Origin of the sequence: Methylomarinum sp. Ch1-1 (assembly GCF_030717995.2) — a bacterium.
Lineage (GTDB): Bacteria > Pseudomonadota > Gammaproteobacteria > Methylococcales > Methylomonadaceae > Methylomarinum > Methylomarinum roseum.
The window spans coordinates 2,445,924-2,469,361 of the sequence record NZ_CP157743.1; the positions used below are offsets into that span (position 1 = coordinate 2,445,924).

Consider the following 23,438-nt stretch of genomic DNA (forward strand, 5'->3'; position numbering starts at 1 on the left):
GGGCCATCATGTTATGAATCCTGCGTTTGTTCATTTACGTATTCATTCCGAATTTTCCCTGGTCGACGGCATCGTCAAAATCAAGCCGTTGGTGGAAAAGCTTGCCGGCTACCAGATGCCGGCGGCGGCGTTGACCGAGCACTCCAATCTGTTTTCGCTGGTCAAATTCTATCGCGCGACTCAAGGTCAGGGCATCAAGGCGATCGTCGGCGCCGACGTCAATGTGTTCAATCCCGAGGAGCCGGCCACGCCCTATCGGATGACTTTTCTGGCGCGTAACGGGCGCGGCTATGTGGTGTTGACCGAATTGATTTCCAGAGCCTATCAGGAGGGGCAGCATCTTGGCGTGCCCATGCTGCGCAGGGAATGGATAGAACAGAATCATGGCGATTTGATCGCGCTGTCCGGTGCGATGGACGGCGATATCGGTCAGGCCTTGTTGGCCGACAAAGACGAACAGGCCAAACAATACGCCGAGTACTGGTCTGCGTTGTTTGCCGATAGTTTTTATCTGGAGCTGCAGCGAGTAGGCAAGCCTGATGAGGAGCGTTATATTCAGGCGGCCGTCGATCTGGCTTTGCAGTTGGAATTGCCGGTGGTCGCCACCAATGACGTTCGTTTCATCAGGCAAGAGGACTTCGAAGCCCATGAAGTCAGGGTCTGCATAGGCCAAGGACGGGTGCTCGATGACGACAGGCGGCCGCGCCATTACACCCGTCAGCAGTATTTGCGCAGCGCCGAGGAAATGCAGGAGCTATTCGCCGATATCCCCGAGGCGCTGGAAAACACGATAGAAATCGCCAAGCGTTGCAATGTTCAGTTGACCCTGGGGAAAAACTACTTGCCTGATTTCCCGGTTCCGGAAGGCATGACCCTGGATGAGTATTTTACCAAGGCGTCCTGGCAGGGCTTGGAAGAGCGCTTGCAGCAGCATGCTCCGGTCGGTAGCGGGACGCCTGAAGAGAATCGCAAGGTCTATGAACAGCGTCTGCAGGTCGAGCTCGATGTCATCGTGCAAATGGGTTTTCCCGGTTATTTCATGATCGTCGCCGACTTCATCCAATGGTCGAAGAATAACAGCATCCCGGTTGGGCCGGGACGGGGTTCAGGGGCCGGGTCTTTGGTTGCCTATGTGTTGAAGATTACCGATCTCGATCCGATCGAGTTCGATCTGCTGTTTGAACGGTTTTTGAATCCGGAACGGATATCGATGCCCGACTTCGATGTCGATTTCTGCATGGAGCGCCGCGATGAGGTCATCGATTATGTCGCCCGCCACTATGGCCGCGATCATGTTTCCCAGATCATCACCTATGGTTCGATGGCTGCGAAGGCCGTCGTGCGCGACGTCGGTAGGGTATTGTCTTTTTCCTATGGCTTTGTCGACCGCCTCGCCAAGCTGATTCCGTTCGAAATCGGCATGACCCTGGAAAAGGCCTTGAAAGAAAGCGCCGAGTTGAAGGACTTGTATGACAGCGAGGAAGAAGTCAAAACCTTGATCGACATGGCGAGAGCGCTGGAAGGGATTTCCCGTAATGCCGGCAAGCATGCCGGCGGCGTGGTGATTTCGCCGAGCAAATTGACTGATTTCACCCCTTTGTATTGCGAGCAGGGTGGCGGCAATCTGGTGACTCAATTCGACAAGGATGATGTCGAGGCGGTCGGCCTGGTCAAATTTGACTTTTTGGGCTTACGCACGCTGACCATCATCGACTGGGCCTTGCAGACGATCAACGAACAGCGGCGGCGGCAAGGCGAAGCCCCGGTCGATATCAGTCAGATTCCGCGAGATGATGCGGCCAGTTATGAGCTGCTGAAAAACGCTCAGACCACCGCGGTGTTTCAGTTGGAATCGCGCGGCATGAAGGAGCTGATTAAGAAGCTCAAGCCGGATTGCTTCGACGATATCATCGCATTGGTGGCGCTGTTCAGGCCCGGGCCGTTGGAGTCGGGGATGGTTGACGATTACATCAACGTCAAGCACGGCGCCAAGGCCGAATACGCCCACCCCCTGCTGGAGCCGATCTTGCAGCCGACCAACGGCGTCATTCTTTACCAGGAACAGGTGATGCAGATCGCTCGGGACATGGCCGGCTACACGCTGGGCGGCGCCGACATGCTGCGGCGGGCGATGGGTAAGAAGAAGCCCGAGGAAATGGCCAAGCAGCGGGAGATCTTTACCGAAGGCGCGATCAAAAACAACATCGAAGAATCGATCGCGACCTATATCTTCGACTTGATGGAGAAGTTCGCCGGTTACGGTTTCAATAAGTCGCATTCGGCCGCTTACGCGCTGGTCGCTTATCAGACGGCCTGGCTGAAGGCCCATTATCCGGCCGCCTTCATGGCGGCGGTGATGTCGTCCGATATGGATAACACCGATAAGGTCGTGGTGTTGATCGAGGAATGTCGGCAAATGAAATTGACCGTTTGTCCACCGGATATCAATGTTTCCGATTATCGTTTCACCGTCAACGAGCAGCAGCAGATTGTTTACGGCATCGGCGCGATCAAGGGCGTCGGTGAATCGGCGATTGAAGACTTGCTGGCCGAGCGCAAGGCTAGCGGACCTTATGCCGGGCTTTATGAATTATGCAAGCGCGTGGAGCTGCGCAAAGTCAATCGCCGCGTGCTGGAGGCCTTGATCAGGGCTGGCGCCTTTGATTCGATAGATGCCAACCGCGCCGCTCACCTGGCCGAGTTAACCACTGCGTTGCGAGTCGCCGAACAGCATGGCAAGATGAGTCAAACCGGGCAGAACGACCTGTTCGGCTTGTCGGTGCAGGTGGAAAGTGAGGACGGCGAGGCTGAGGCTTACACCAGCCGGGTCGATCCCTGGACGGAAAAAGAGCGACTGGAGGCGGAAAAGCAGACGCTGGGCCTGTATTTGACCGGACATCCGATCGCCGAATATGAAGCCGAGTTGAAGCATATCACTCATGGCGACATCGCCAGCCTGGTGGCCGATGCGGAACGATCGAAAGGCAAGATGGAGGGGCGTGTTGCCGGTTTAGTGGTCGAGCTGAGAACCCGGCAAACCAAGCAGGGCAAGATGATGGGATTCGCTACCCTGGACGATCGCACCGCGCGTCTGGAAGTGGCGGCATTCAGCAAGGTTTATGAACAATACCGTGATATATTGTCGAAGGATGCCTTGCTGGTTGCCGAAGGTTCGCTGAGTATCGATGATTTTTCCGGCATGTTGCGGGTCACCGCAGAGAAAATGTACAGTATCGAGCAGGCAAGGGAGATGTTTGCTCGCAGCATACAGTTGCAGTGGCGGCCCGGCAGCGATCAGGTCCATCAAGATTTTATCGAGAACCTGGCGGAAATACTGCGGCCTTACTGTGGCGGGAGCTGTCCCGTCATCATTCATTATTGTTCGCCACAGGCTAAGGCGGCGATACAGTTGGGTGATGACTGGCGAGTGACGCCGGCCGATGAATTGCTGCTGCGATTGCGGCGGTTTCTTTCCGCCGAGGCGGTCGAGATAAAATACCGATAAAAAAAAGCCCTCGAAAGAGGGCTTTTTTATAACAGCGCTGATATGCCTATCGCTTAGGATTCATTGTTTTCCATTTTCGCTTTCGGCGGCTCACTGGGCTTTTCCGTGGTCTGGCTTTCCGGCGCCGGGGCCTTTTTGACGTCGGTTTTTTCATCACCCTTACGCTCGGCAAACTGGTTCGCGTATGAGCGCGGCTTTTCCGTTTGACCGTTCTGCTGCTCTACTTTTTCCGTTTGGGCGGGCTGAGAAGCTTGTTGATCGCTTTTTGCCTCAGCTGGCTTGTCATTGCGCTCTGTTTTTTTGTAATTCGGGTTGCGTCTTCTGCGATTGTTTCCCCGTCGACTGTTGCGCGGTTTTCTGGGCGATTCGTCGCTGCTCGCGGATTTGTCCTCACTCTCTTTAACGTTCGTTTCCGCCGCGTTTTTATCGGTGTCGCTTTTCGGTGGTTTATCGGTGCGGCGTTTTGGTCCGCGGCCCTGTCCGGATGGGCGCGCTTTACGGGGTTCGGTCTTGTCCTTCTTGCGCGGGCCTCCGCCATTTTTTTTGCCTTGTTCCGCCGGAGTCTGGCTGGCCGGGATCTCTTCTTCGCTAGCGCCGACAAGTTTTTGCCAGAAACGCTGAATCAAGCTGGCGGATGTTTTTTTGTTTTGCACGGGCGCCGGAGAATCCGGTAAAAATTCCTTAATTGCCGGCTTTTCGAATTTTTGCCGCGACTGCTTGGCAAATTCCGGCAGGGTGATGTCTTCTTCCTTGATTTGTAGGTGGCTGGACTTTTCGTCGGTACTGTCGGCGGCCTTGATGCGTTCTATGTCGTAGGCCGGTGTTTCCAGGTGTTTGCTCGGCAGTACGATGATGGAGACGTTCAACCTGTCTTCGATGTCCTGAATGGTGTTGCGCTTTTCGTTCAACAGGAAGGTAGCGCACTCGATCGGCAGATGGGCGATGACTTTTTCCGTGCCTTTCTTCATCGCTTCTTCTTCGATGATGCGCAGCACTGCCAGCGTCACCGATTCAACGTTGCGGATCGAGCCCTGACCTTTACAGCGCGGACAGGTCAGTTGCGAGGCATCGCCCAGCGACGGGCGGATCCGCTGTCTGGACATTTCCAACAGACCGAAGCGCGAGATACGACCGGTTTGAATGCGGGCGCGATCGATTTTCAGCGCATCGCGCAGCCGGTTCTCGACGGCGCGCTGGTTTTTGTTGGCCATCATATCGATGAAATCGATCACGAACAGACCGCCTAAGTCGCGCAAACGCAGTTGCCGGGCGATTTCGTCGGCGGCTTCCAGGTTTGTGTTCAATGCGGTCTCTTCGATATCGCTGCCTTTGGTGGCGCGAGCCGAGTTAATATCGATCGAGGTCAAGGCTTCGCTGTGATCGATCACGATGGAGCCGCCAGAGGGGAGTGACACCTCGCGGTTATAAGCCATTTCGATTTGGGTCTCGATCTGATAGCGGCTGAACAATGGGACGCTGTCGGAATAAAGCTTGGCTTTGGACAGGTAATGCGGCATGACCTGTTTCAGAAACTTCTGCACCAGTTTGAATGATTCCTCGTTATCGATCAGGATTTCATCAATTTCGCCGCGTAAATGATCGCGCAGTGCGCGAATAATGACGTTGCTTTCTTGGAAAATCAAAAACGGTGCGGCTTGTTCGCTGCTAGAGCGATCTATCGCTTCCCATAACTGCAACAAGTAATTTAAGTCCCATTGCAACTCCTCGACATTTTTCCCGCAGCCGGCGGTGCGTATGATAAGGCCCATGTTTTCAGGAATGTCCAAGGCCGCCATGGTTTCTTTCAACTCACTGCGGGTGTCGCCTTCGATGCGTCTAGAGATGCCGCCCGCCTTGGGGTTGTTCGGCATCAGCACTAAATAGGTGCCGGCCAGGCTCATGTAGGTCGTTAATGCCGCGCCTTTGTTGCCGCGTTCTTCTTTTTCAATCTGAACGATGACTTCTTGGCCTTCCTGAACCGGTTTTTTGGCGCTGGATTTGTCTTCACCCTCCGGGGATCCGTTGGTGCTGCGTCGATATTGAGGCGATATTTCCTTAAAGGGCAGGAAGCCGTGTTTCTCGGCGCCGTAATTGACAAAGGCCGCTTCAAGGCTGGGTTCAACCCGGGTAATGATTCCTTTGTAAATATTCGATTTCTTTTGTTCTTTTGATGGTACTTCTATATCAAAATCATAAAGTTTTTGACCATCTACCAAGGCTACACGCAACTCTTCAGGTTGGGTGGCATTGATAAGCATTCTTTTCATTTAATTATCCTTGTAGTTTCCTGCTCCATTAGCTTGAGTTTCCGAACAGAGTCGTTATAAATAGCGTTGTGTGGCTACCCTGACATAATTCTAACTATAGGCGGGCCGCGTCAGTCTGTCTAAATGTTTATTATCAACCTTGGGCATCATCGGATGATATCCGGAATTGTCGCCTATCTGGGGAGGTCAGTTAAACCGTCAGTCTGTCCTTAAGGAGCAGTGTCGCTCATCATGGGTCGAACGATAAAACCCGAAAAATTCGTTTGTCGCCAGGCGCTCGGCCTGGATCTTAAAACCGGCGCTATCTGTTGGGCCGGTTAGCCTATTTGTGCACTGTACGTTACACAAAAACTTCACTAATATAGCAATCTTTATAGGTTGCATCAATTTAATCATCATTTATTAAAAGAAATTGTTATGATTGCTCCATGAGTGAGACAACAAATAAGACTAAGCCGCAAGTTAAATGGCTGGAAATCGGCGAAGAAAATGACGGACAACGGCTGGATAACTTTCTGATTAGCCAATTAAAAGGCGTTCCGAAAACGAGGATCTACCGCATCGTCAGAAAAGGCGAAGTCAGGGTCAATAAAGGACGGGTCGATGTTAAATATCGTCTGCAAACGCATGATGTCGTCAGGATTCCGCCGGTCAGGGTTGCCGAACGTAATGAAGCGCCGGCGATTCAGCCGACGCTGAAATATAGTCTGGAAAATCAGGTGCTTTATGAGGATGAAGGCTTCATCGTTTTAAATAAACCGTCCGGGTTCGCCGTTCATGGCGGTAGCGGCGTGAGCTCGGGTGTGATCGAGGCGTTGCGTCAGATTAGGCCCAACCAGCGCTTTCTTGAGCTGGTTCACAGACTGGATAAAGAAACTTCCGGATGCTTGCTGGTGGCGAAGAAGAGGAGCGCGCTGAAGTATTTGCATGAATTGTTCAGAGGCGACGGCGTCGAAAAAACTTATCTGGCCTTGCTGGACGGGCAATGGCAGCGTAAAAAACAGTGGGTTGAGGCGCCGTTGCTGAAAAATATCAACAAAGGCGGAGAGCGGATGGTGGTGGTCAGTCAGCAAGGTAAATCGGCGGAAACGCTGTTTGTCAGGTTGAAAAAATATGTCGACGCCACGCTGGTGCATGCCTCGCCTAAAACCGGGAGGACGCATCAGATCAGGGTGCATGCGGCCTGGCTGGGGCATCCGATTATCGGTGATGATCGCTACGGGAATGAGGACAGCAACAGGCTGTTCAAGAAAAGAGGTTATAAGCGCTTGTTTTTGCATGCCGAGCAATTACGCTTTCGCCATCCGCTGAGTGGGGAGGTGATGCATTTTGTCGCGCCTTTGCCGCAGGAATTACAGAACTTGCTGGATCATGAAAAAACAGTTTGATTTAATTATTTTCGACTGGGACGGCACGCTGGTCGATTCGATTGACTGGATCGTGCGCTGCTTGCAAAACGCCGCGCGGGAGTGTGGCCGTAACGCGCCCGAGGCGCAGGCGGCCAGGGAAATTATCGGCTTAAGCATAGAACGGGCCATGGCCGAGTTGTTTCCCGGTATCGATGCGCGGACTCAGGAACAATTGATTCGGGTTTATAGTCAACAGTTCTTTAGTAAAAAAATCGGCCGGGACGATTTGTTCGATGGCGTTTATCAAATGCTGGAACAGTTCAAACGGGCCGGTTATCGATTGGCGGTGGCGACCGGTAAGAAAAACGCCGGTCTAATGGATGCGATGAGCGCTACCGGCGTGATCGATTTTTTCGATACCACGCGCAGCGCCGATCAGACCGCATCGAAGCCGCACCCGTTGATGATCGATCAGATCATTGAGGAAATGAACGTAGGCAAGGACAGGGTCGTCATGGTCGGAGATTCGGTGCATGATTTGCAGATGGCGAGCAATGCCGGCGTGGCCGCGATTGCGGTTGAATGTGGCGCGCATCGGGCAGAGGTGTTGAAACAGTATGATCCGCTGCTGTGTTTGCCGCAGACCCGCGCGTTATTGGACTTAATCTAACAGGTTTTGAGTAGTGGAAAATCAACAAGACGATATGAATCAAGAGCATAAAGAAAACGGCTGGGAAAAAGAACTGGTGGAAAAACTGGCGTTTGCCGCCGTGAATGAACAGCGCAAAGCTCGGCGCTGGGGCATCTTCTTTAAAATGCTGACTTTTACTTATCTGATTGCCATTTTGGCGATCGCGATGTATCCCCGGTTTAAAACGGAAATGAGTCACGGCGAAAAGAAGCATGCAGCCATCATCGATGTGCAAGGGGTCATCGCCGAAAATGAAGCGGCCAATGCCGACGCCATTATTGAAGGGCTAAGAAAGGCCGTTAAGGATGACAGTACTCAAGGCATCATTCTGAACATCAATTCTCCGGGCGGCAGTCCGGTGCAATCGGCCTATGTGTATGATGAAATTCGTCGTCTGAAGGAAAAACATCCGGATATGCCGATTTATTCGGTAGTCAGCGATATCTGCGCCTCGGGCGGTTATTATATAGCATCGGCCAGCGATAAAATTTATGTCAATCAGGCCAGCATCATCGGTTCGATCGGCGTCATCATGAATGGCTTCGGTTTCGTCAACGTGCTGGATAAGCTCGGGGTCGAGCGTCGACTGTTGACGGCGGGTTCGCATAAGGCGATGTTGGACCCCTTTTCCCCGGTCAAGGAGTCGGAAGCCCAGCATATGCAGTCGCTGCTGAATCAAGTGCACCGGCAGTTCATCGACGCCGTCAAGACCGGCAGGGGAGATCGTCTGGCCGAGTCGCCGGAGATGTTTTCCGGTTTGGTGTGGACCGGTACGGAAGGCGTCAAATTGGGGCTGGCCGATGATTTCGGCAGCGTCGATTCGGTGGCGAAAGACGTGCTCGGTGTCGAAGACAAGGTTAATTTCACCCCTCAGGAACGCTTTTTGGAGCGTCTGGTCGGCAAATTCGGCGCGTCGTTCGGTCATGCTCTCGGTACTACGGCGCGTACGCTGATGCTGCAATGAGTCAGTTCGGTATCTCACTAGTACTCAGTCATGTTATATATGACGGGTACTCGGTAGGCGCCAGCCATTCCCGGTTTGAGTATTTTTGCGGTGTTTAGGGCATGGGGTGTGTCTGTCGAGGAGCTGGGGCTTGACGGCTTGCTTCGCGAAGCCGCCCTACGTTGGCGGATCCGCTGCGCTTGATCCGCCCTACCGGTGCGGGTAGGGTGTGCTGACGATAGGAAGCGCACCGGTTCCTGGTTCCCACGGTCCTCCGTGGGAACCCATACTTTGCCACCTTAAGCCCGGTATGTATTCCCACGCAGGAGCGTGGGAACGAGGGTATTCTCAAAGCCGGACGGAGTTTACAACTCCGTCCGCAACCTTCGCGAAGCCGCTCTACGTTGGCGGATCCGCTGCGCTTGATCCGCCCTACCGGTGCGGGTAGGGTGTGCTGACGATAGGAAGCGCACCGGTTCCTGGTTCCCACGGTCCTCCGTGGGAACCCATACTTTGCCACCTTAAGCCCGGTATGCGTTCCCACGCAGGAGCGTGGGAACGAGGGTCGGGCATCGCAATCGCCGGATGAATTCTCAAGGCCGGACGGAGTCAAAGCCGGACGGAGTTTACAACTCCGTCCGCAACCTTCGCGAAGCCGCTCTACGTTGGCGGATCCGCTGCGCTTGATCCGCCCTACCGGTGCGGGTAGGGTGTGCTGACGACAGGAAACGCACCGTTTTTGATGCGCTTCACGCTGTTCAGCGCATCCGAAGGCAAGGCGGTGCTTTGCGTAGGAGCGCCGCCCTCGGCGCGAAAAGCAAGTAGTCCGCATCGCTATGCGAAATGCAGGTCAACGAAGGACCTGAACGATTCAACCGTGACTAGGGTATGTTAAACGTTCGGGGCGGGTTAAATAACCCGCCCCGCCCTAAAGGCGCATCCATAACCTAATTCAGTCCGGATTCAGAAATTTAGATCTATAATTAGCGGAAATATCCAATTCATGGGGCCGAGCACATTAATAAGCCGAGAGGTAAAGCCTTGATGCGACAAATCCTTACCGTATTGTTGTTGTCCGCCTGTCTCGCGCCAGTCAGTCTGGCGGGAACACAATCGTACACCGCCTTGGTCACGCTTGATGAGGCCGCCAGGAAAATCATCCAACAGGGACGAAACAAGGTGCTGGCCACCCGCACGGAAACGGTCGATGGCAGGCGGGTGCACATTATCAAGATTTTAACTCCGCAAGGGCGAATCCAGCATATCAAGATCGATGCGGACAGCGGTCGGGTCGTTAAGTAGAAAAGGTAAGAGTCATGCGTATTCTCGTGGTCGAAGACGAACAGGTGTTGTGTCAGCAGATCAAACGGTATTTTGCCGATAAGGGTTTTGCCGTCGATAGCGCCGACACCGGCGCTGACGGCTATTATCTGGCCAGCGAATATCCGCTCGATGCGGCGATTGTCGATATCGGCTTGCCCGATTTTTCCGGCATCGAATTGATCAAAAAACTCAGGGCTCAGGACAATCATTTGCCGGTCTTGTTGTTGACGGCCAGAAGTCGTTGGCAGGATAAGGTGGAAGGTTTGGAAGCCGGCGCCGATGATTATTTAGCCAAGCCCTTCCATTATGAAGAATTGATGGCCAGGGTCAATGCCTTGCTGAGGCGTTCGAAAGGCAATGCTCATCCGGTGCTAAGCTTCGCCAATATCAGGCTGGACACGGTGTCGCAGGATGTCACCGTGGATGGTAAATTGGTCGAGTTGACCGCTTTCGAATACAAAGTGCTGGAGTATTTGTTGTTCCGCCGCGGAGAAGTGGTGTCGAAATCGGTCCTGACCGAGCACATCTATGATGAGGATTTCGATCGTGACAGCAATGTCATCGAGGTGTTCATCGGTCGGCTGAGAAAAAAACTCGATCCCCAGGGCATCACCAAGCCGATCGAAACGCTGCGCGGCCGGGGATACCGTATTCCCGCACAAGAACATTGATGACGGCGTTCGGTGCAAACTAACTCGCTCAGTTTTCGGTTGTTGTTGTCGGCCGGCTTGGTGTTGACGGCCTTTTTCGCGTTGGTCGCGTTGGTGTTGGAGCAGGCCTTTCAGCAGAGCACCGAGCAGGCGCTCAGGGAAAAGCTGCAAATTCAGATTTATTCGTTGTTGTCGGTGGCGGAAATGGACCGTGCGCTGCAACTGAAGATGCCCGATGCGTTGAGAGAGCCGCGTTTTTCCAATCCCGGCTCCGGTCTCTATGCCGCGATTCGTTTGTCGGACCAAAGCCTGGTATGGCGCTCGCCATCCGCGGTCGGGGTCGAGCTGCCAGTCGCCGAACAATTACAGCAGGGCGAATTCGCTTTTGTGCGCGACAACAGTCAGCGCTTTGTGTTGCATTACGCCGTGCTCTGGGAGAACGAAGCCGGTTTTGAAAGGGCCTATGTGTTTACCGTTGCCGAAGACGGGCAATTGCTCGACAAGCAGGTGGCCGGTTTCAGGGTGACGTTGACCAGCTGGCTTTCGGGAATAGGCGTGCTGTTGGTGTTGACTCAGTTTTTGCTGTTGCGCTGGGGACTCAAACCGTTGCGCCAGATCGAAGCCGATCTCGGCCAGATCGAAGCCGGCGCCAAAAGTCGTCTGGATGGCCGTTATCCCGCCGAGTTGAAAGCGGTGGCCGGCAATTTGAATGCGTTGATCAGCAGCGAGCGCGCGCATCTGGAGCGTTACCGCAACACCCTCGCCGATTTGGCCCACAGCCTTAAGACGCCGTTGGCGATATTACGAGGGAGTGTCGAAACGACGGAAGTCAATCGGGAAACGATACAGCATCAGATTTCCAGAATGAATGAAATCGTCGACTATCAATTGCAAAAAGCGGCGGCCAAGGGGCGGAAGAAGCTGACCGGCAAGGTCGATATCAATGCAGTGCTGGATAAGATCATCGCTTCCTTGAGCAAAGTTTATCAAGAAAAACGCATTGATTACCGGTTTTCGGCGGCCAAGATCTTTCGTTTATATTGTGAGGAAGGCGATATTTATGAGATTGCCGGAAATTTGCTGGATAATGCATCGAAATGGTGTCGAAGCAAGGTTCGAGTGTCGTTAACTGAAGTCGATGCAAACGAGGCGGGCGTCGAGGCGGTGCTACTGACCGTCGAGGATGACGGCCCAGGCATCGCGCCGGAAAAAATTGCCGAGATCATGCATAGGGGCGTGCGCGCCGATGAGAATACCGAAGGGCATGGCATCGGCATGGCGGTCGTCCATGAATTGGTCGAGTTGTTGGGGGGGCGACTGGTTGGCGGCAAAAGCGCCGCATTGGGCGGCATGAAGTGGCAGGTTTATTTGCCCTGATAAAAAAATTTATCGCTGTTGCAGAGCACCTTGCCTGGGCGGGGCGGGTTATGCAACCCGCCCCGAACTTTTTTGCTTGGCTCAAGGGAAAGCTTCAGGACGGGGTTGCAAGCCCCGTCCTGCCCGAAAACTACATTGAATCATGACAAAGAATTTTTACTGGTCTTGCCTTATCGAAAAAAATCATGGATAATAGCGGTCTTTCAGTCAGGGACTGAATTAATTATGGTTACTGTGTTGGTCCTCTCGCAACGATACGCTGTCAACCCCGCCAGGCCCGGAAGGGAGCAACGGTAGCAGCAGATTCGTGTGCCGGGATGCGGCTGGCACGGTAGCCGCCCAATCTTTCCATCCTTGTCGAGTCTAATGACTTATCAGGTACTCGCCAGAAAGTGGCGACCGCAAAATTTCTCCCAGATCGTCGGTCAGGAACACGTCAGTCAATCCTTGATTCATGCCTTGCAGCATGATCGTCTGCACCATGCTTATTTATTCACCGGTACTCGCGGCGTCGGCAAAACCACCATCGCTCGCATCTTGGCTAAAGCCATCAATTGTGAAAATCTGAACGATTTCAATCCCTGTGGTCAATGCCGTGTCTGTCAGGACTTCGAGCAGGGCCGCTTCATGGATCTGATAGAAGTCGATGCCGCATCGCGGACCAAGGTCGAAGACACCCGCGATTTGCTCGATAATGCGCAATATGCGCCCAATCAGGGACGCTATAAAGTCTATCTGATCGATGAGGTGCATATGTTGTCTGGGCATAGTTTCAATGCCTTGCTAAAGACGTTGGAAGAGCCGCCGCCGCATGTAAAATTTTTGCTCGCCACCACCGATCCGCAAAAAATTCCGGTGACGGTGCTGTCGCGTTGTCTGCAATTCAACCTGAAACGCTTGCTGCCGGATCAGATCGACGGCCAGATGCGTTATATTCTGGGACAGGAACAGATTGAGTTTGAAGAAAGCGCCATCAAGATCCTGGCCCGCGCAGCTGACGGCAGCATGCGTGACGGCTTGAGTCTGCTCGATCAGGCTATTGCTTTCGGCAGCGGCGCGGTGCGTTACGATGAGGTCGCCGCGATGTTGGGCACGGTGGCGCAACAGCCGGTGGATGAGCTTTTGCAGGCATTGGTCGCCGAAGATGGCGGCATGCTGCTGGCGAAAGTTGATGAAATCGCCAATTTAACTCCGGATTTCAGTGAAATCTTGCAGCAATTGTTGCGAGTTTTGCATCGTGTGGCGCTAACCCAGCAGGTCCCCGGGTTGGTCGATCATGAATTTGATAAACAAGTCATCGATCATCTGGCCAGCCAATTGTCGCCGGAGAATGTGCAGCTGTATTATCAGATTGCCCTGATCGGACAGAGAGATATGGATTTGGCGCCGGATCCGCGCAGCGGCTTCGAAATGATTTTGCTGCGGATGTTGACCTTCAAGCCGAAAAAATCAGCGCTTGAAGCGGCGCCGGCTGCCGTGCAGCAACCTCGTCCGTCGCCCGCTCCAGTGCAGACCAAGCCTGCCTCCGTCCCGGAACAGAGGAGTGCGCCGGCTAAGACGGCGGCGCCTCCGCCAGTCGAGCCGCTTGGTCAGGCGCAACCGGGCGACGACAACTGGATGGATATGATACAGGCGATGAAAATTCGCGGCATGACCCGGGAATTGGCCAATCAATGTGTTTATGACGGCGTCGATGACAGCGGTTGCCGCTTGATTATCGATCCGTCCCATCAGCATTTGCTGGGCGGCAAGGCCGAAGAGAAACTGCAAAAGGCCTTGCAGGATTATTTCGGCAAGCCGTTAAAGTTGCGTATTACAACGCAAAAAACCGATAATATAACACCGGCCGTTCAACATCAGCGCGATCGAGAACAGCGCCAGCAGGCGGCGGTTGACGCGATCGATGCCGATCAAAATGTGCAGGTCTTGAACGAACAGTTTGGCGCCAGAGTGATGTCCGGCACCATTGAACCGAATGATGAATAGTGGAGCGACTATGAAAAACGCACTGGGTAATATCATGCAGCAAGCCCAAAAAATGCAGGAGGACATGAAGAAGGCGCAGGAAGAGCTGGCCTCTATGGAAGTTCAGGGCGAATCCGGCGGTGGACTGGTTAAAATCCTAATGACCGGCAAGCGGGAAGTCAGGAAAGTCACGATCGACGATTCCTTGGTCGGTGACGATAAGGACATGCTGGAAGATCTGGTAGCCGCGGCGATCAACGATGCCGTACATAAAGTCAGCAAGATGAAGAAGGAAAAGATGGCCGACGTCACCGCCGGCATTCCGATGCCGCCAGGTTTCCAAATGCCGTTCTAAAAGGGTTTTGATGCAAGGAAAAGGTCTGCTTGGAGAATTGATAAACAGCCTTTGCTGTTTGCCCGGCATCGGCCCTAAGTCGGCGCAGCGCATGGCCTTTCATCTGTTGCAGCGTGACCGCCAGGGCGCGCGACGGCTCAGCGATATTCTGACCAAGGCGGTCAACGAAATCGGTCATTGTCGGCAATGCCGAACCCTGACCGAAAAAGAGTTGTGCGATATCTGCGCCAATCCGGCACGGGAGCAAGGTTTATTATGCATCGTGGAGAGTCCGGCCGATGTCTGGGTGATAGAGCAAGCCACCGCTTTTCGGGGTCATTATTTCGTGCTGCACGGACGTTTGTCGCCATTGGACGGCATCGGTCCCGATGAATTGGGATTCGATGAGCTGGAGGCGCGCATGCGCTCCGGTCAATTACAGGAAATTATTTTGGCGACCAATTCGACGGTGGAAGGTGAGGCGACCGCCCATTTCATCGCCGAACTGGCGCGCAAATATACGATTCCGGCCAGCCGGATAGCTCACGGCGTGCCGATGGGCGGGGAGCTGGAATATACCGACAGCGGGACGCTGATGCATGCTTTCAGCGGTCGCCGGGAGATCTGATTTTAGCGGCAAGGGGATGGGAAATGAGTGACTGTCTATTTTGTAAAATGGTCGCCGGTGAGATTCAGCCGGATGTGGTGTTTGAAGACGATAAGGTGTTGGCATTCAGGGATATCAATCCTCAGGCGCCGACCCATATCCTGATTATTCCAAGGCAGCATGTGCCGACCTTGAATGAGCTGACCGATGCCGAGCTGGGCGGCCATATTCTGAAAACCGCCGCCGCCATCGCCAAGCAGGAAGGATTGGCCGAAGACGGCTATCGGACCGTCTTTAATTGTAATCGGCATGGCGGTCAAGACGTATTCCACCTGCATCTCCATCTGTTGGGCGGACGACAAATGACCTGGCCGCCGGGTTGAAATGTTTCCTGAAGTTTCCCAGAGGTAAAAAGGGGACAGGCTACTTTTACTACATACGACCCTTATTTTGTGCTCTAAGCTTCGCTTTGCGGCGAGCTTGTGCGGCTTTTCCCGCCGGTAACGGCACCGCATGCAGCGTGCAGGCTATTCGTTTCTTATCATGGCACAAGTAGACCGGTATAGCTCCCGTTTGCTTTCCCAGACTTTGCAAACGCTTCTCCCAGTCGATTTTCATCATGCCACCTTGGCCGTCATCCTCGTATAAATTCATGCTGTGCGCGTTATAGCGCAGAACAATATCTCCGCCTCGATCGATGAAAGGCACCAACGACTTAGGCTGATTGTAGCCACGATCAATCAACACTACATCGCCCGATGCCAGCGCATAATGATCAAGGCTTTCGCCGACCTTATCCGTACTCACTTCGACCTGGCGCAGCCTCAGGTTAATCAAGTCTATCGCTATATGTAGCCGATACGTGGTTTCTGTCGCCCCCGGTTCCTGGATGGTCGAGCCATCAATGACAACAAAGCTCAATGAACCGCTTTCGACAACCTGTTCCAACCCAAATACGCCGGACAGCAAAGATTTTACCCAAGGAACACAAGCCGCCAGTCTTTTTTTACCGCCGTGTCACTCAGGTAGCCCTGTAACTGAGCTACCTCGCCGGCACAGCCGCGCAAGGAGAAATCCAGACCACAGTAAAGTATCACCAGCTGTAACAGTTGTAACGGTGAGCGTATTTTGCGCGCACGAGCAAAGGCTTTGAAGTCATAGGCCTGTTGTTGGTAATCGGCTGTGAAAAAGGGGACAGGCTACTTTTACTGCGGCAGGTGCCAGCTATTCCTAGTTTGAGCATTTTGGCTGTGTTTAGGACATGGGGTGTGTCTGTCGAGGAGCACCGAAATCCCATCCCTAGGGGCTTGACGTCAGCATCCTTGCTGCCGACATTCTCGCCAAACACACCCCATGCCCTTTTTGAGCTCCATACAGGAAAAAAGAGGACGGGCTACTTTTAGTGCGGCAGGTGCCAGCTATTCCTAGTTTGAGCATTTTGCTGTGTTTAGGGCATGGGGTGTGTCTGTCGAGGAGCCCAGCACCTAAATTATCCTGGAATGTAAAATATAGTCCTGTAGTCATGGGATTTAGGTGCTGGGGGGGCTTGACGTCAGCATCCTTGCTGCCGACATCCTCGCCAAACACACCCCTTGCCCTTTTTGAACTCCATACAGGAAAAAAGAGGACGGGCTACTTTTAGTGCGGTAGATGCCAGCAATTCCCGGTTTGAGCATTTTGCTGTGTTTAATATGAGTTCGGGTTGAGAAAACCGCCTGTATCTGCAGCTACATTCACAATGGCCGACAGGATAAGATTGACTATGTACTAGGACGGATGCGGATAATCCGTAGTTCAGCGTTTGCACGATCTGTATGGAGGAGGGTGCAATAGCCGGTCATCTATTACACCTTCTCCGCTTGCGCTAATGATTTCTATTGGCCTTTCATTCTATCTCTTCTTTGCTGCTCATTACGCTGTCTTGTTTGCGGGCCGCTGCCTTGGTCTTGGTGGATTCTTTTGCGGATGCGTTGTTCTTGGCGTTGTTGCTTTTGATCGGAACGACGCTGTCGCTGGCCAAAGTCTCTCTGTCCGCCTTGTCCTCCCGATCTATTGCCGCCGCCACCGCCGGGTCCGGCAAAGCTCGACGCCGAGAATGCTAAAGCGGCGGAGATCAGCAAAGCTTTGTATAAATGCTTGTTATTCATGGTCTTATCCTCATGGTTAAAATGATTATGCGTGATAAAGAAAGATATTTCCTTCCGGCTTCACGTAACGTCCAGGTGGGATGCGCTCATTGAGTTAGGCGCATCCGCATTAGGGCGATAATTTATTTGACCTTCAGGTTTTTTCCTCGCTTGACTTCGATCGTTGTTAAGGCTTCGGCGTTGTCAACGATTTGGCCATCGACGGACACGCTGGCAGCCCATTCCACTGTCTCGGAAACGTCTGGATCCGCGAGATCCGCGGTCCACCTGAATTTGAACTTCAGTTTTCCGCCCAGGCGCAGATCGGTAAAGGCGGCGCTGAATTCACTTCCGTCCGTCCCGGTGAGTAGCACCTCTCCAGAGGCGGTTTCCAAGGCCTGCTTGTCATTAATGATCGAAAGCATCAAGTTTCTGGAGAGCCCGTCGGCCAGCGTGTCGGGCACTGAAAGATCAGTGATAGACACATCCGAGAGTATCGGCAGAGGAGCTTGTTCCGCAGTCGTGCTGGCAGTCTTGGTCGCCGCCGCAGATACGTCGAGGTATGACATCGTGACTACGGTTCCCTCTGTAACTTCGCTATACTCTTCGGGCAGGATCGCGGCAAACACTCCACGGTTCTCGCCTTGTTCAACCAAGGTCAGCGTGTCGCTCAGTCCGGTGTTCGTCGAAATAGTGACATCCACTTCTTCGGCTTCGTCTGGATTCAGGTTCAAGTCTGCATCACCGACGCGAGCCGTCAGCAGGCTGCCGATCGAAAAGGTTGGTTCAGGCTGTAGCTCCACTGACGCATCGGAATTGGTAAACAGCAGCCAAGGAACGGGCGTCACTCCGACATAGCTCGGCTGGCCGGTTCCTGAGGCGTCGGCTGTAGGTGTCACACGGATGGTGAAGGTGCTGTTGGGAAATGTTGTAACGTCACCCACCCTGACCACATAGTTGAGGCCGATATTGACCAAGTCATCGATTAGGTCGGCGGTATAAGATAGGTTGGCGCCCATTTCCTGGATATCTTCATCCGAAACGGCTGCAAAATCATCCAGAGCTCCGCGCATCCAGCCCAATTCGCCAGTAGCAGGATTGTAGCCATACCAGGCGAGCAGCGCCGCGTCGGTATCGGGGTTGCCGTCGTCATCGAAGAATATGCCGTAAGGCAGCATGGTATTGGGCAGCCAAGGTCCGAATTGATTTGCGGCCGCCCCGGCTCCTTCAGGCACGTCGGCATAATCGCTGGGCAGTGGCGTGGTTGCCGTCAGGGTATCGGTCAGCGGTTGTTCGCCGGCCACATACTCGTCGATATAAAAGCCTGCTCGAGTTTTCGGATCGAAGAATCCTAATTCTCCAGTGTGCTTATCTTCCGGTCCAAACAGTCCCGCCGAGAACGTGGCGAGCTGAGTGGGGCTCCAAATATTCGAAGGCACGGCGATGTTCAGATCGGCAAGATCGACGCCGGCATCAGTGACGCTGACGAAGTCGACGCCAACGCCAAAGCCCACTTGAACCGTGAAACCTTGCAGGCGCATATCGGTCCAGTTGTTTATTTTCTGGAATACCTGGTAATCACGTGAACCCGCTTCGGGCTCGACATTGAATACCAGGTCTACGCTTTCCGAGCCAGCGCCATCTACGGTGGCGGGCAGCATCGCAACTTTGTAACGTTTGTGAGTTTGGAACGGGCTGCTGCAGACAACCTGTTGTGGATCGGCAGAGTCCAGGTAATGATCCTTCAGATAGGATGTCGACATGATGCAGTTGGCAGGCTTGTCATTTTTTACCCCCGGGTCATCGTTGATAATCTTGATGCCGGAGGGTTCGCCTACCGGCCAGTCTTTTGCCAGCACGATGCCCATACGGGTAAGAAGGCTCTCATCGAAGACGAGGCTTTCGTAGGTGAAATCGGAGTCTGCTGCGAAATTGTAAGCGCCGGTTATAGGATCGAACCAGCTGTCGGCACTGCCGACAACTCCTTGGGTGCCGTTCAGCACTACTTCCACATTGTTGAGGTTCCACCCTCCAAAGCCTGATGCGCCGCTAGCCGAGGGCGCCGAGGTGATTTTGCCTGCATGGACGGAGAGTGCGAGTCCCGCCAATGCGATTGCCAGTGCAGTCTTCGCGACGCGCGAACAGCCGGTTGTCGGCTGTGATTTGTGTTGAGTCATGTTTTTCATTTTTATATCCTCATGTATTTATGGGTACTACGTCAGCTCACATAGGAGGATTCGTGATCGCTATGATCAGTTTTTCTCGATATTTCATTTCGAAATACTTTTTATCAATGTTCTGATGAGCCGACTAATTTTTCCAGATCGAGCATTAGTCAGGTTCCTGCTCTGTTAATAATAAAGTCATAATTTTTTAATTAAATTTATAAGTTTGTAACTAAATTATTGATTTATAATATTGTTTTTCGTGATTTCCCCTGAACTGCCCTTTAATTGCAGGTCGTTATCGTTAGCGTGTCTTTAATTGACGACGCTTTGCTTTGTTACACATTAAACCAAGTAAACCGGCGCCTTAAGCCTGACTAGATTAAAAAAAGGGAGAGGCTCTTGACGCCGCTGTCAGAAGTTCCTGACATAACTCCACCCGATTCATTTATCGGTTTCAGTCGTTGACTTAATCTCCGTGTCATTTTAAAACTTGGTTTTTCAATAATTATCAAGCATTTTTTATACCTTGATATGGATAACATTCTTTATCAGTGGTTTATCGAAAATTCTTAAATGCGCAATAGCAAGTATGTAAAAAGTCCTGACAGTCGTTAATCCAATTGCCTACAAATTTAGAAGCTAAATACTGATAGCAGCAAGCTGAAAGGTTGAGGGTTATGTGAATTGCAGTTTTTATTGGTCGAGTGACGATAGCCCGGAATTTTAGGGCTAACTGGGTAACCTCCGGGAAAATAAAGTTTATTTATTGATTTACAGTCTAATTGCTAGTGGATTAGTCAAGTTTATGCAGACGATAAAGGCACGCTGTTCTTGAAATTTGATAAAGGGGAAGTGGTAGATGTTTTTATATTTGTTAAAAAAATTGACAATTCACTTAAGTGCTTTAAAAAACAATGGTATATATGATTTTTGTTTTCTCCATAACAAAGTCGGGTAAAGCCATAGCAGGTCAAGGGACTTAGGCGGCCAAGGGATAAGGCGTAATCCATGGCATAACGGGGTGACAGCTTTATGACCGAATTTGGACTTTCAGTCTTATTTTGAATGGAGCATTAGGGCCGTAGGGCGTTTTCGCGACAGCAAAACGCCAATTCTCGAATTCGCCGAGCACCAAATGAAAAAAGCAGCCTGTCCCCCTTTTATACTGTCCCCCTTTTATATAAAAGTTTGCTCGCCTGTCGGTGCGCCTCAATCGATGTGAAGAGGGATGACAGAAGTCCGTTTCCGTCATCCAGGTCATCTAGAAAGTTTTATGGATATGTTCCATAGCTTCGTGAGCGGCTTTGGAGGCTAAGTCGCTGTGTTTTTTATTGGCGTGGTCTATGGCTTCATTCAGTTTTGTCACGGCTTTTTCCATATGCATATGTTTCTCATGATGTTCTTGAGAGGCCATTTTGGCGTGGTGCAAGGCTTCCTTGCTATGTTCCAATATCAACTCCAAGTGGCCTTTTTCAGCATGGCTGGCGGCGACGGCGGCATGTTCTAACGCGTTGGCGCCATGATGCTCACCGGCATAGGCGTTATTCATGAACATAAAGGACGTCGTCAGCGCGGCCAGTAAAAAACTGAATAATGTGATGTTGTTTTTTTTCATTGTTAATTCCCCCTCGTTGGTTTGAAGCCATTCTTTTGGAATGGTAGAAATGTGACTAATATCACAGAAATTTGTTCAAACTAACCTTGAATTATTGGACTAAAATAGAGTCTTACCACTTAAAGCTGAAATCTAGGAGGGTGTCATGGGGTGGAGAGAACGTAAGCATGAAGAAACTTATAACGAAGAAGAGATTAACCAGCGTTTACAGGACGAATTGCCGCATTGGTATTATGAGAAGGGCTGGATCAGACGTAAATATAAAACCAGCGGCTGGAAATCGACGCTGATGGTGGTCAATACCGTAGGACATTTGGCCGAGGCGGCTTTTCATCATCCCGATCTGACTGTTTCTTATGCCTTCGTCATTGTCAAATTAGTGAATCACGCGGCTAAAGGGGTGACCAACAAGGATTTCGAATTAGCTCATAAAATCGAACAGGTGGTGATGTGGCAGCCAGGCAAGGAAGACGGAGCCTTGGAAGGAACGCCGGACGATCCGCGATTTAAATACATCAAATACGATTGACAGCCTGTTCGTTTAAAAGCGGTAGGGATGAGCGGCTTGAAAGCCATGGACTTTTGCTTCCGGGCTGAATTCAGCCGGCCGCCAGTCTTGTTGCGGCTGACCGCAGAAATATTCGGCCAGCCAGCGAGCCTGATGCCGTATCGGAATGATATAGGCGTAGAGTTTGCCGTTGGGCAGTTCGGCGACATCTCCCAGCGCGTAAATATCTTCATGACTGGTTTGCAGGGATTGATTGACCCGTATGCCGCGTCCGGTTTGTAAGCCCGCTTGTTCGGCCAACTCGATTCTCGGCTTGAACCCGCAGGAAACGATCGCCGCATCGAATGGGCGCCGGTTATTGTCGACGCTGATAGCGATTTTTCCCGATTCCTTATCGATACGCTGTATCGCTTGATTCAATCTGACCTCGATGCTAAGTTTTTCCAACACCGTCAACAAGGCTGTAGAGTCTTGTTCAACCAGTTGACGTTCCATCAGTTTGTCCATGGCGTGGAATAAGCAGACCTTATCGCCTGAAACGGCCAGGTCGGATGCCAGTTCGCAGCCGATCAGGCCGCCGCCGATGATGGCCCAGTTAGGTTTGCGCCGGCTATCGAGAAAAGGCTGTCTGAATCTTCGCAGCGTAATGAGGTCTTCCAAGCTGTTCAGCAGGAAAAAATTTTCCCGATAAGGTTGGAACGGTGGCGGAATAAAGGCGGCCGAACCGGTGGCGATGATCAACTTGTCGTAATCGAGTTGCTCGATCTCATCGATGCCCTTGACGTCAATCGAGTGTTCCTCAGGGTGAATGGCGGTGACCGTTACGCCGGGGATGATGCAGATGTTTTTTTCCTGCAGCGCATTGAAGGTTCTGAGGATGATGGTCTTTTCTATATCCTCTTCACTAAAACCTCGGGACAGCAGAGGCCTGGAGTAATAACCTCGATTCTCTCCGGTCAACAGGGTGATTTTGGCGTCGGGCGACAGTTTGCGATAGTGCTCGGCAAAAGTCACACCGGCGATGCCGGAACCGATAATGATGACTCGCATGGCCGCCTCTCTAAGATCCAATTGATGACGGGACTATCATATACAGATTAAGCTTGCTGTGACAATGCCCAGCCGTAGGGTGGATTCGCCGCCAGGCAATCCGCCTTTGATATGGACAACGCCACATTGCCCCGGCGCGGTTTTTTGGCGGCTTGCTTCGCGAAGCCGCCCTACGTTGGCGGATCCGCTGCGCTTGATCCACCCTACCGGTGCGGGTAGGGTGTGCTGACGTTCCTGGTTCCCACGGTCCTCCGTGGGAACCCATACTTTGCCACCTTAAGCCCGGTATGCATTCCCACGCAGGAGCGTGGGAACGAGGGTCATGCATCGCAATCGCCGGATGAATTCTCAAGGCCGGACGGAGTCAAAGCCGGACGGAGTTTACAACTCCGTCCGCAACCTTCGCGAAGCCGCCCTACGTTGGCGGATCCGCTGCGCTTGATCCGCCCTACCGGTACGGGTAGGGTGCGCTTGGCATGCAACCGTTCCTGGTTCCCACGGTCCTCCGTGGGAACCCATACTTTGCCACCTTAAGCCCGGTATGCATTCCCACGCAGGAGCGTGGGAACGAGGGTCGGGCATCGCAATCGCCGGATGAATTCTCAAAGCCGCCCTACGTTGGGTTGGCGGATCCGCTGCGCTTGATCCACCCTACCGGTGCGGGTAGGGTATGCTGACGATAGGAAGCGCACCGTTATTGATGCGCTTCACGCAGTTCGACACATCCGAAGGCAAGACGATGCTTTGCGTAGGAGCGCCGCCCTCGGCGCGAAAAGAGCCATTCGGCCCGAGGGCGGGCCTCCTACGGGCAGACTTTGAACGTTTGGGGCGGGTTAAATAACCCGCCCCGCCTGGAAGATCCGCTCTATCGGTGCGGGTAGGGTGCGCTGACGATAGGACGTGCACCGGCCGGACGGAGTTTACAACTCCGTCCGCAACCTTCGCGAAGCCGCTCTACAT

Annotated in this window: 18 protein-coding genes and 1 other RNA gene; 13 read left to right on the forward strand and 6 right to left on the reverse strand. The window is 52.7% G+C overall.

Going from position 1 to position 23,438, the window contains the following annotated elements; all coding sequences use genetic code 11:
* Positions 1-13 precede the first annotated feature (13 nt).
* On the forward strand, positions 14-3,505 hold the full coding sequence (dnaE, locus tag Q9L42_RS11350; protein WP_349431101.1) for a DNA polymerase III subunit alpha: 3,492 nt from the start codon (positions 14-16) through the stop codon (positions 3,503-3,505).
* Positions 3,506-3,558: 53 nt separating this feature from the next.
* Here the strand turns inward: dnaE and Q9L42_RS11355 are convergent, their stop codons facing one another.
* Entirely contained in the window at positions 3,559-5,772 is a 2,214-nt protein-coding gene (locus Q9L42_RS11355) for an Rne/Rng family ribonuclease (RefSeq protein WP_349431102.1), read from the reverse strand.
* A 428-nt stretch (positions 5,773-6,200) separates the two neighbouring features.
* Here Q9L42_RS11355 and rluC point away from each other — a divergent pair, with 428 nt between their 5' ends.
* From rluC to Q9L42_RS11410, 11 genes are all read left to right on the forward strand, one after another.
* The gene (gene rluC, locus Q9L42_RS11360; protein ID WP_305908286.1) at positions 6,201-7,160 is read left to right on the forward strand and encodes a 23S rRNA pseudouridine(955/2504/2580) synthase RluC; all 960 of its coding nucleotides are present in this window, start codon (positions 6,201-6,203) and stop codon (positions 7,158-7,160) included.
* Positions 7,144-7,791, forward strand: coding sequence for an HAD family hydrolase (locus tag Q9L42_RS11365; protein ID WP_305908285.1), 648 nt, complete (start codon positions 7,144-7,146; stop codon positions 7,789-7,791). Before rluC ends, Q9L42_RS11365 begins: the two co-directional genes overlap by 17 nt.
* A gap of 13 nt (positions 7,792-7,804) precedes the next feature.
* Complete coding sequence (gene sppA, locus Q9L42_RS11370; RefSeq protein ID WP_432648836.1) at positions 7,805-8,776, forward strand: signal peptide peptidase SppA; 972 nt, start codon at positions 7,805-7,807, stop codon at positions 8,774-8,776.
* A gap of 1,020 nt (positions 8,777-9,796) precedes the next feature.
* Positions 9,797-10,057, forward strand: a complete 261-nt coding sequence (locus Q9L42_RS11375) for a PepSY domain-containing protein (protein ID WP_432648837.1) — start codon at positions 9,797-9,799, stop codon at positions 10,055-10,057.
* 14 nt (positions 10,058-10,071) lie between these two features.
* A complete protein-coding gene (locus Q9L42_RS11380) occupies positions 10,072-10,749 on the forward strand; it encodes a response regulator transcription factor (protein ID WP_349431103.1) in 678 nt (225 codons plus the stop codon).
* Positions 10,750-10,761: 12 nt separating this feature from the next.
* The gene (locus tag Q9L42_RS11385) at positions 10,762-12,105 is read left to right on the forward strand and encodes an ATP-binding protein (protein WP_349431104.1); all 1,344 of its coding nucleotides are present in this window, start codon (positions 10,762-10,764) and stop codon (positions 12,103-12,105) included.
* Positions 12,106-12,340: 235 nt separating this feature from the next.
* Positions 12,341-12,437: signal recognition particle sRNA small type (gene ffs / locus Q9L42_RS11390), an RNA gene on the forward strand.
* Between the two features lie 34 nt (positions 12,438-12,471).
* A complete protein-coding gene (dnaX, locus tag Q9L42_RS11395) occupies positions 12,472-14,091 on the forward strand; it encodes a DNA polymerase III subunit gamma/tau (protein ID WP_305908282.1) in 1,620 nt (539 codons plus the stop codon).
* 10 nt (positions 14,092-14,101) lie between these two features.
* Positions 14,102-14,425, forward strand: coding sequence for a YbaB/EbfC family nucleoid-associated protein (locus tag Q9L42_RS11400; RefSeq protein ID WP_305908281.1), 324 nt, complete (start codon positions 14,102-14,104; stop codon positions 14,423-14,425).
* 10 nt (positions 14,426-14,435) lie between these two features.
* Positions 14,436-15,032, forward strand: coding sequence for a recombination mediator RecR (gene recR, locus Q9L42_RS11405; protein ID WP_305908280.1), 597 nt, complete (start codon positions 14,436-14,438; stop codon positions 15,030-15,032).
* Positions 15,033-15,055: 23 nt separating this feature from the next.
* A complete protein-coding gene (locus Q9L42_RS11410) occupies positions 15,056-15,394 on the forward strand; it encodes a histidine triad nucleotide-binding protein (RefSeq protein WP_305908279.1) in 339 nt (112 codons plus the stop codon).
* Positions 15,395-15,443: 49 nt separating this feature from the next.
* On the opposite strand, the gene Q9L42_RS11415 is transcribed toward Q9L42_RS11410, so the two are convergent.
* From Q9L42_RS11415 to smbP, 4 genes are all read right to left on the reverse strand, one after another.
* The gene (locus Q9L42_RS11415; RefSeq protein ID WP_305908278.1) at positions 15,444-15,980 is read right to left on the reverse strand and encodes a hypothetical protein; all 537 of its coding nucleotides are present in this window, start codon (positions 15,978-15,980) and stop codon (positions 15,444-15,446) included.
* A gap of 905 nt (positions 15,981-16,885) precedes the next feature.
* Positions 16,886-17,158 (reverse strand): hypothetical protein, encoded by a 273-nt coding sequence (locus Q9L42_RS11420; RefSeq protein WP_305908277.1) that lies wholly within the window; start codon positions 17,156-17,158, stop codon positions 16,886-16,888.
* A 122-nt stretch (positions 17,159-17,280) separates the two neighbouring features.
* Complete coding sequence (locus tag Q9L42_RS11425) at positions 17,281-19,323, reverse strand: choice-of-anchor F family protein (protein ID WP_305908276.1); 2,043 nt, start codon at positions 19,321-19,323, stop codon at positions 17,281-17,283.
* A 1,243-nt stretch (positions 19,324-20,566) separates the two neighbouring features.
* Positions 20,567-20,920, reverse strand: coding sequence for a small metal-binding protein SmbP (smbP, locus tag Q9L42_RS11430; RefSeq protein ID WP_349431105.1), 354 nt, complete (start codon positions 20,918-20,920; stop codon positions 20,567-20,569).
* A gap of 145 nt (positions 20,921-21,065) precedes the next feature.
* Here smbP and Q9L42_RS11435 point away from each other — a divergent pair, with 145 nt between their 5' ends.
* Complete coding sequence (locus Q9L42_RS11435) at positions 21,066-21,449, forward strand: 4a-hydroxytetrahydrobiopterin dehydratase (RefSeq protein ID WP_305908274.1); 384 nt, start codon at positions 21,066-21,068, stop codon at positions 21,447-21,449.
* 12 nt (positions 21,450-21,461) lie between these two features.
* Here the strand turns inward: Q9L42_RS11435 and Q9L42_RS11440 are convergent, their stop codons facing one another.
* Entirely contained in the window at positions 21,462-22,478 is a 1,017-nt protein-coding gene (locus Q9L42_RS11440) for an NAD(P)/FAD-dependent oxidoreductase (RefSeq protein WP_305908273.1), read from the reverse strand.
* Between the last annotated feature and the right edge of the window lie 960 nt (positions 22,479-23,438).

What these genes read in the sequence shown, in the direction of transcription:
- dnaE (WP_349431101.1), top strand. Translation starts at nt 14, where the DNA reads ATGAATCCTGCGTTTGTTCATTTACGTATTCATTCCGAATTTTCCCTG.
- Q9L42_RS11355 (WP_349431102.1), bottom strand. Translation starts at nt 5,772, where the DNA reads ATGAAAAGAATGCTTATCAATGCCACCCAACCTGAAGAGTTGCGTGTA.
- rluC (WP_305908286.1), top strand. Translation starts at nt 6,201, where the DNA reads ATGAGTGAGACAACAAATAAGACTAAGCCGCAAGTTAAATGGCTGGAA.
- Q9L42_RS11365 (WP_305908285.1), top strand. Translation starts at nt 7,144, where the DNA reads ATGAAAAAACAGTTTGATTTAATTATTTTCGACTGGGACGGCACGCTG.
- Q9L42_RS11380 (WP_349431103.1), top strand. Translation starts at nt 10,072, where the DNA reads ATGCGTATTCTCGTGGTCGAAGACGAACAGGTGTTGTGTCAGCAGATC.
- dnaX (WP_305908282.1), top strand. Translation starts at nt 12,472, where the DNA reads ATGACTTATCAGGTACTCGCCAGAAAGTGGCGACCGCAAAATTTCTCC.
- Q9L42_RS11400 (WP_305908281.1), top strand. Translation starts at nt 14,102, where the DNA reads ATGAAAAACGCACTGGGTAATATCATGCAGCAAGCCCAAAAAATGCAG.
- recR (WP_305908280.1), top strand. Translation starts at nt 14,436, where the DNA reads ATGCAAGGAAAAGGTCTGCTTGGAGAATTGATAAACAGCCTTTGCTGT.
- Q9L42_RS11410 (WP_305908279.1), top strand. Translation starts at nt 15,056, where the DNA reads ATGAGTGACTGTCTATTTTGTAAAATGGTCGCCGGTGAGATTCAGCCG.
- Q9L42_RS11420 (WP_305908277.1), bottom strand. Translation starts at nt 17,158, where the DNA reads ATGAATAACAAGCATTTATACAAAGCTTTGCTGATCTCCGCCGCTTTA.
- Q9L42_RS11425 (WP_305908276.1), bottom strand. Translation starts at nt 19,323, where the DNA reads ATGAAAAACATGACTCAACACAAATCACAGCCGACAACCGGCTGTTCG.
- smbP (WP_349431105.1), bottom strand. Translation starts at nt 20,920, where the DNA reads ATGAAAAAAAACAACATCACATTATTCAGTTTTTTACTGGCCGCGCTG.
- Q9L42_RS11435 (WP_305908274.1), top strand. Translation starts at nt 21,066, where the DNA reads ATGGGGTGGAGAGAACGTAAGCATGAAGAAACTTATAACGAAGAAGAG.
- Q9L42_RS11440 (WP_305908273.1), bottom strand. Translation starts at nt 22,478, where the DNA reads ATGCGAGTCATCATTATCGGTTCCGGCATCGCCGGTGTGACTTTTGCC.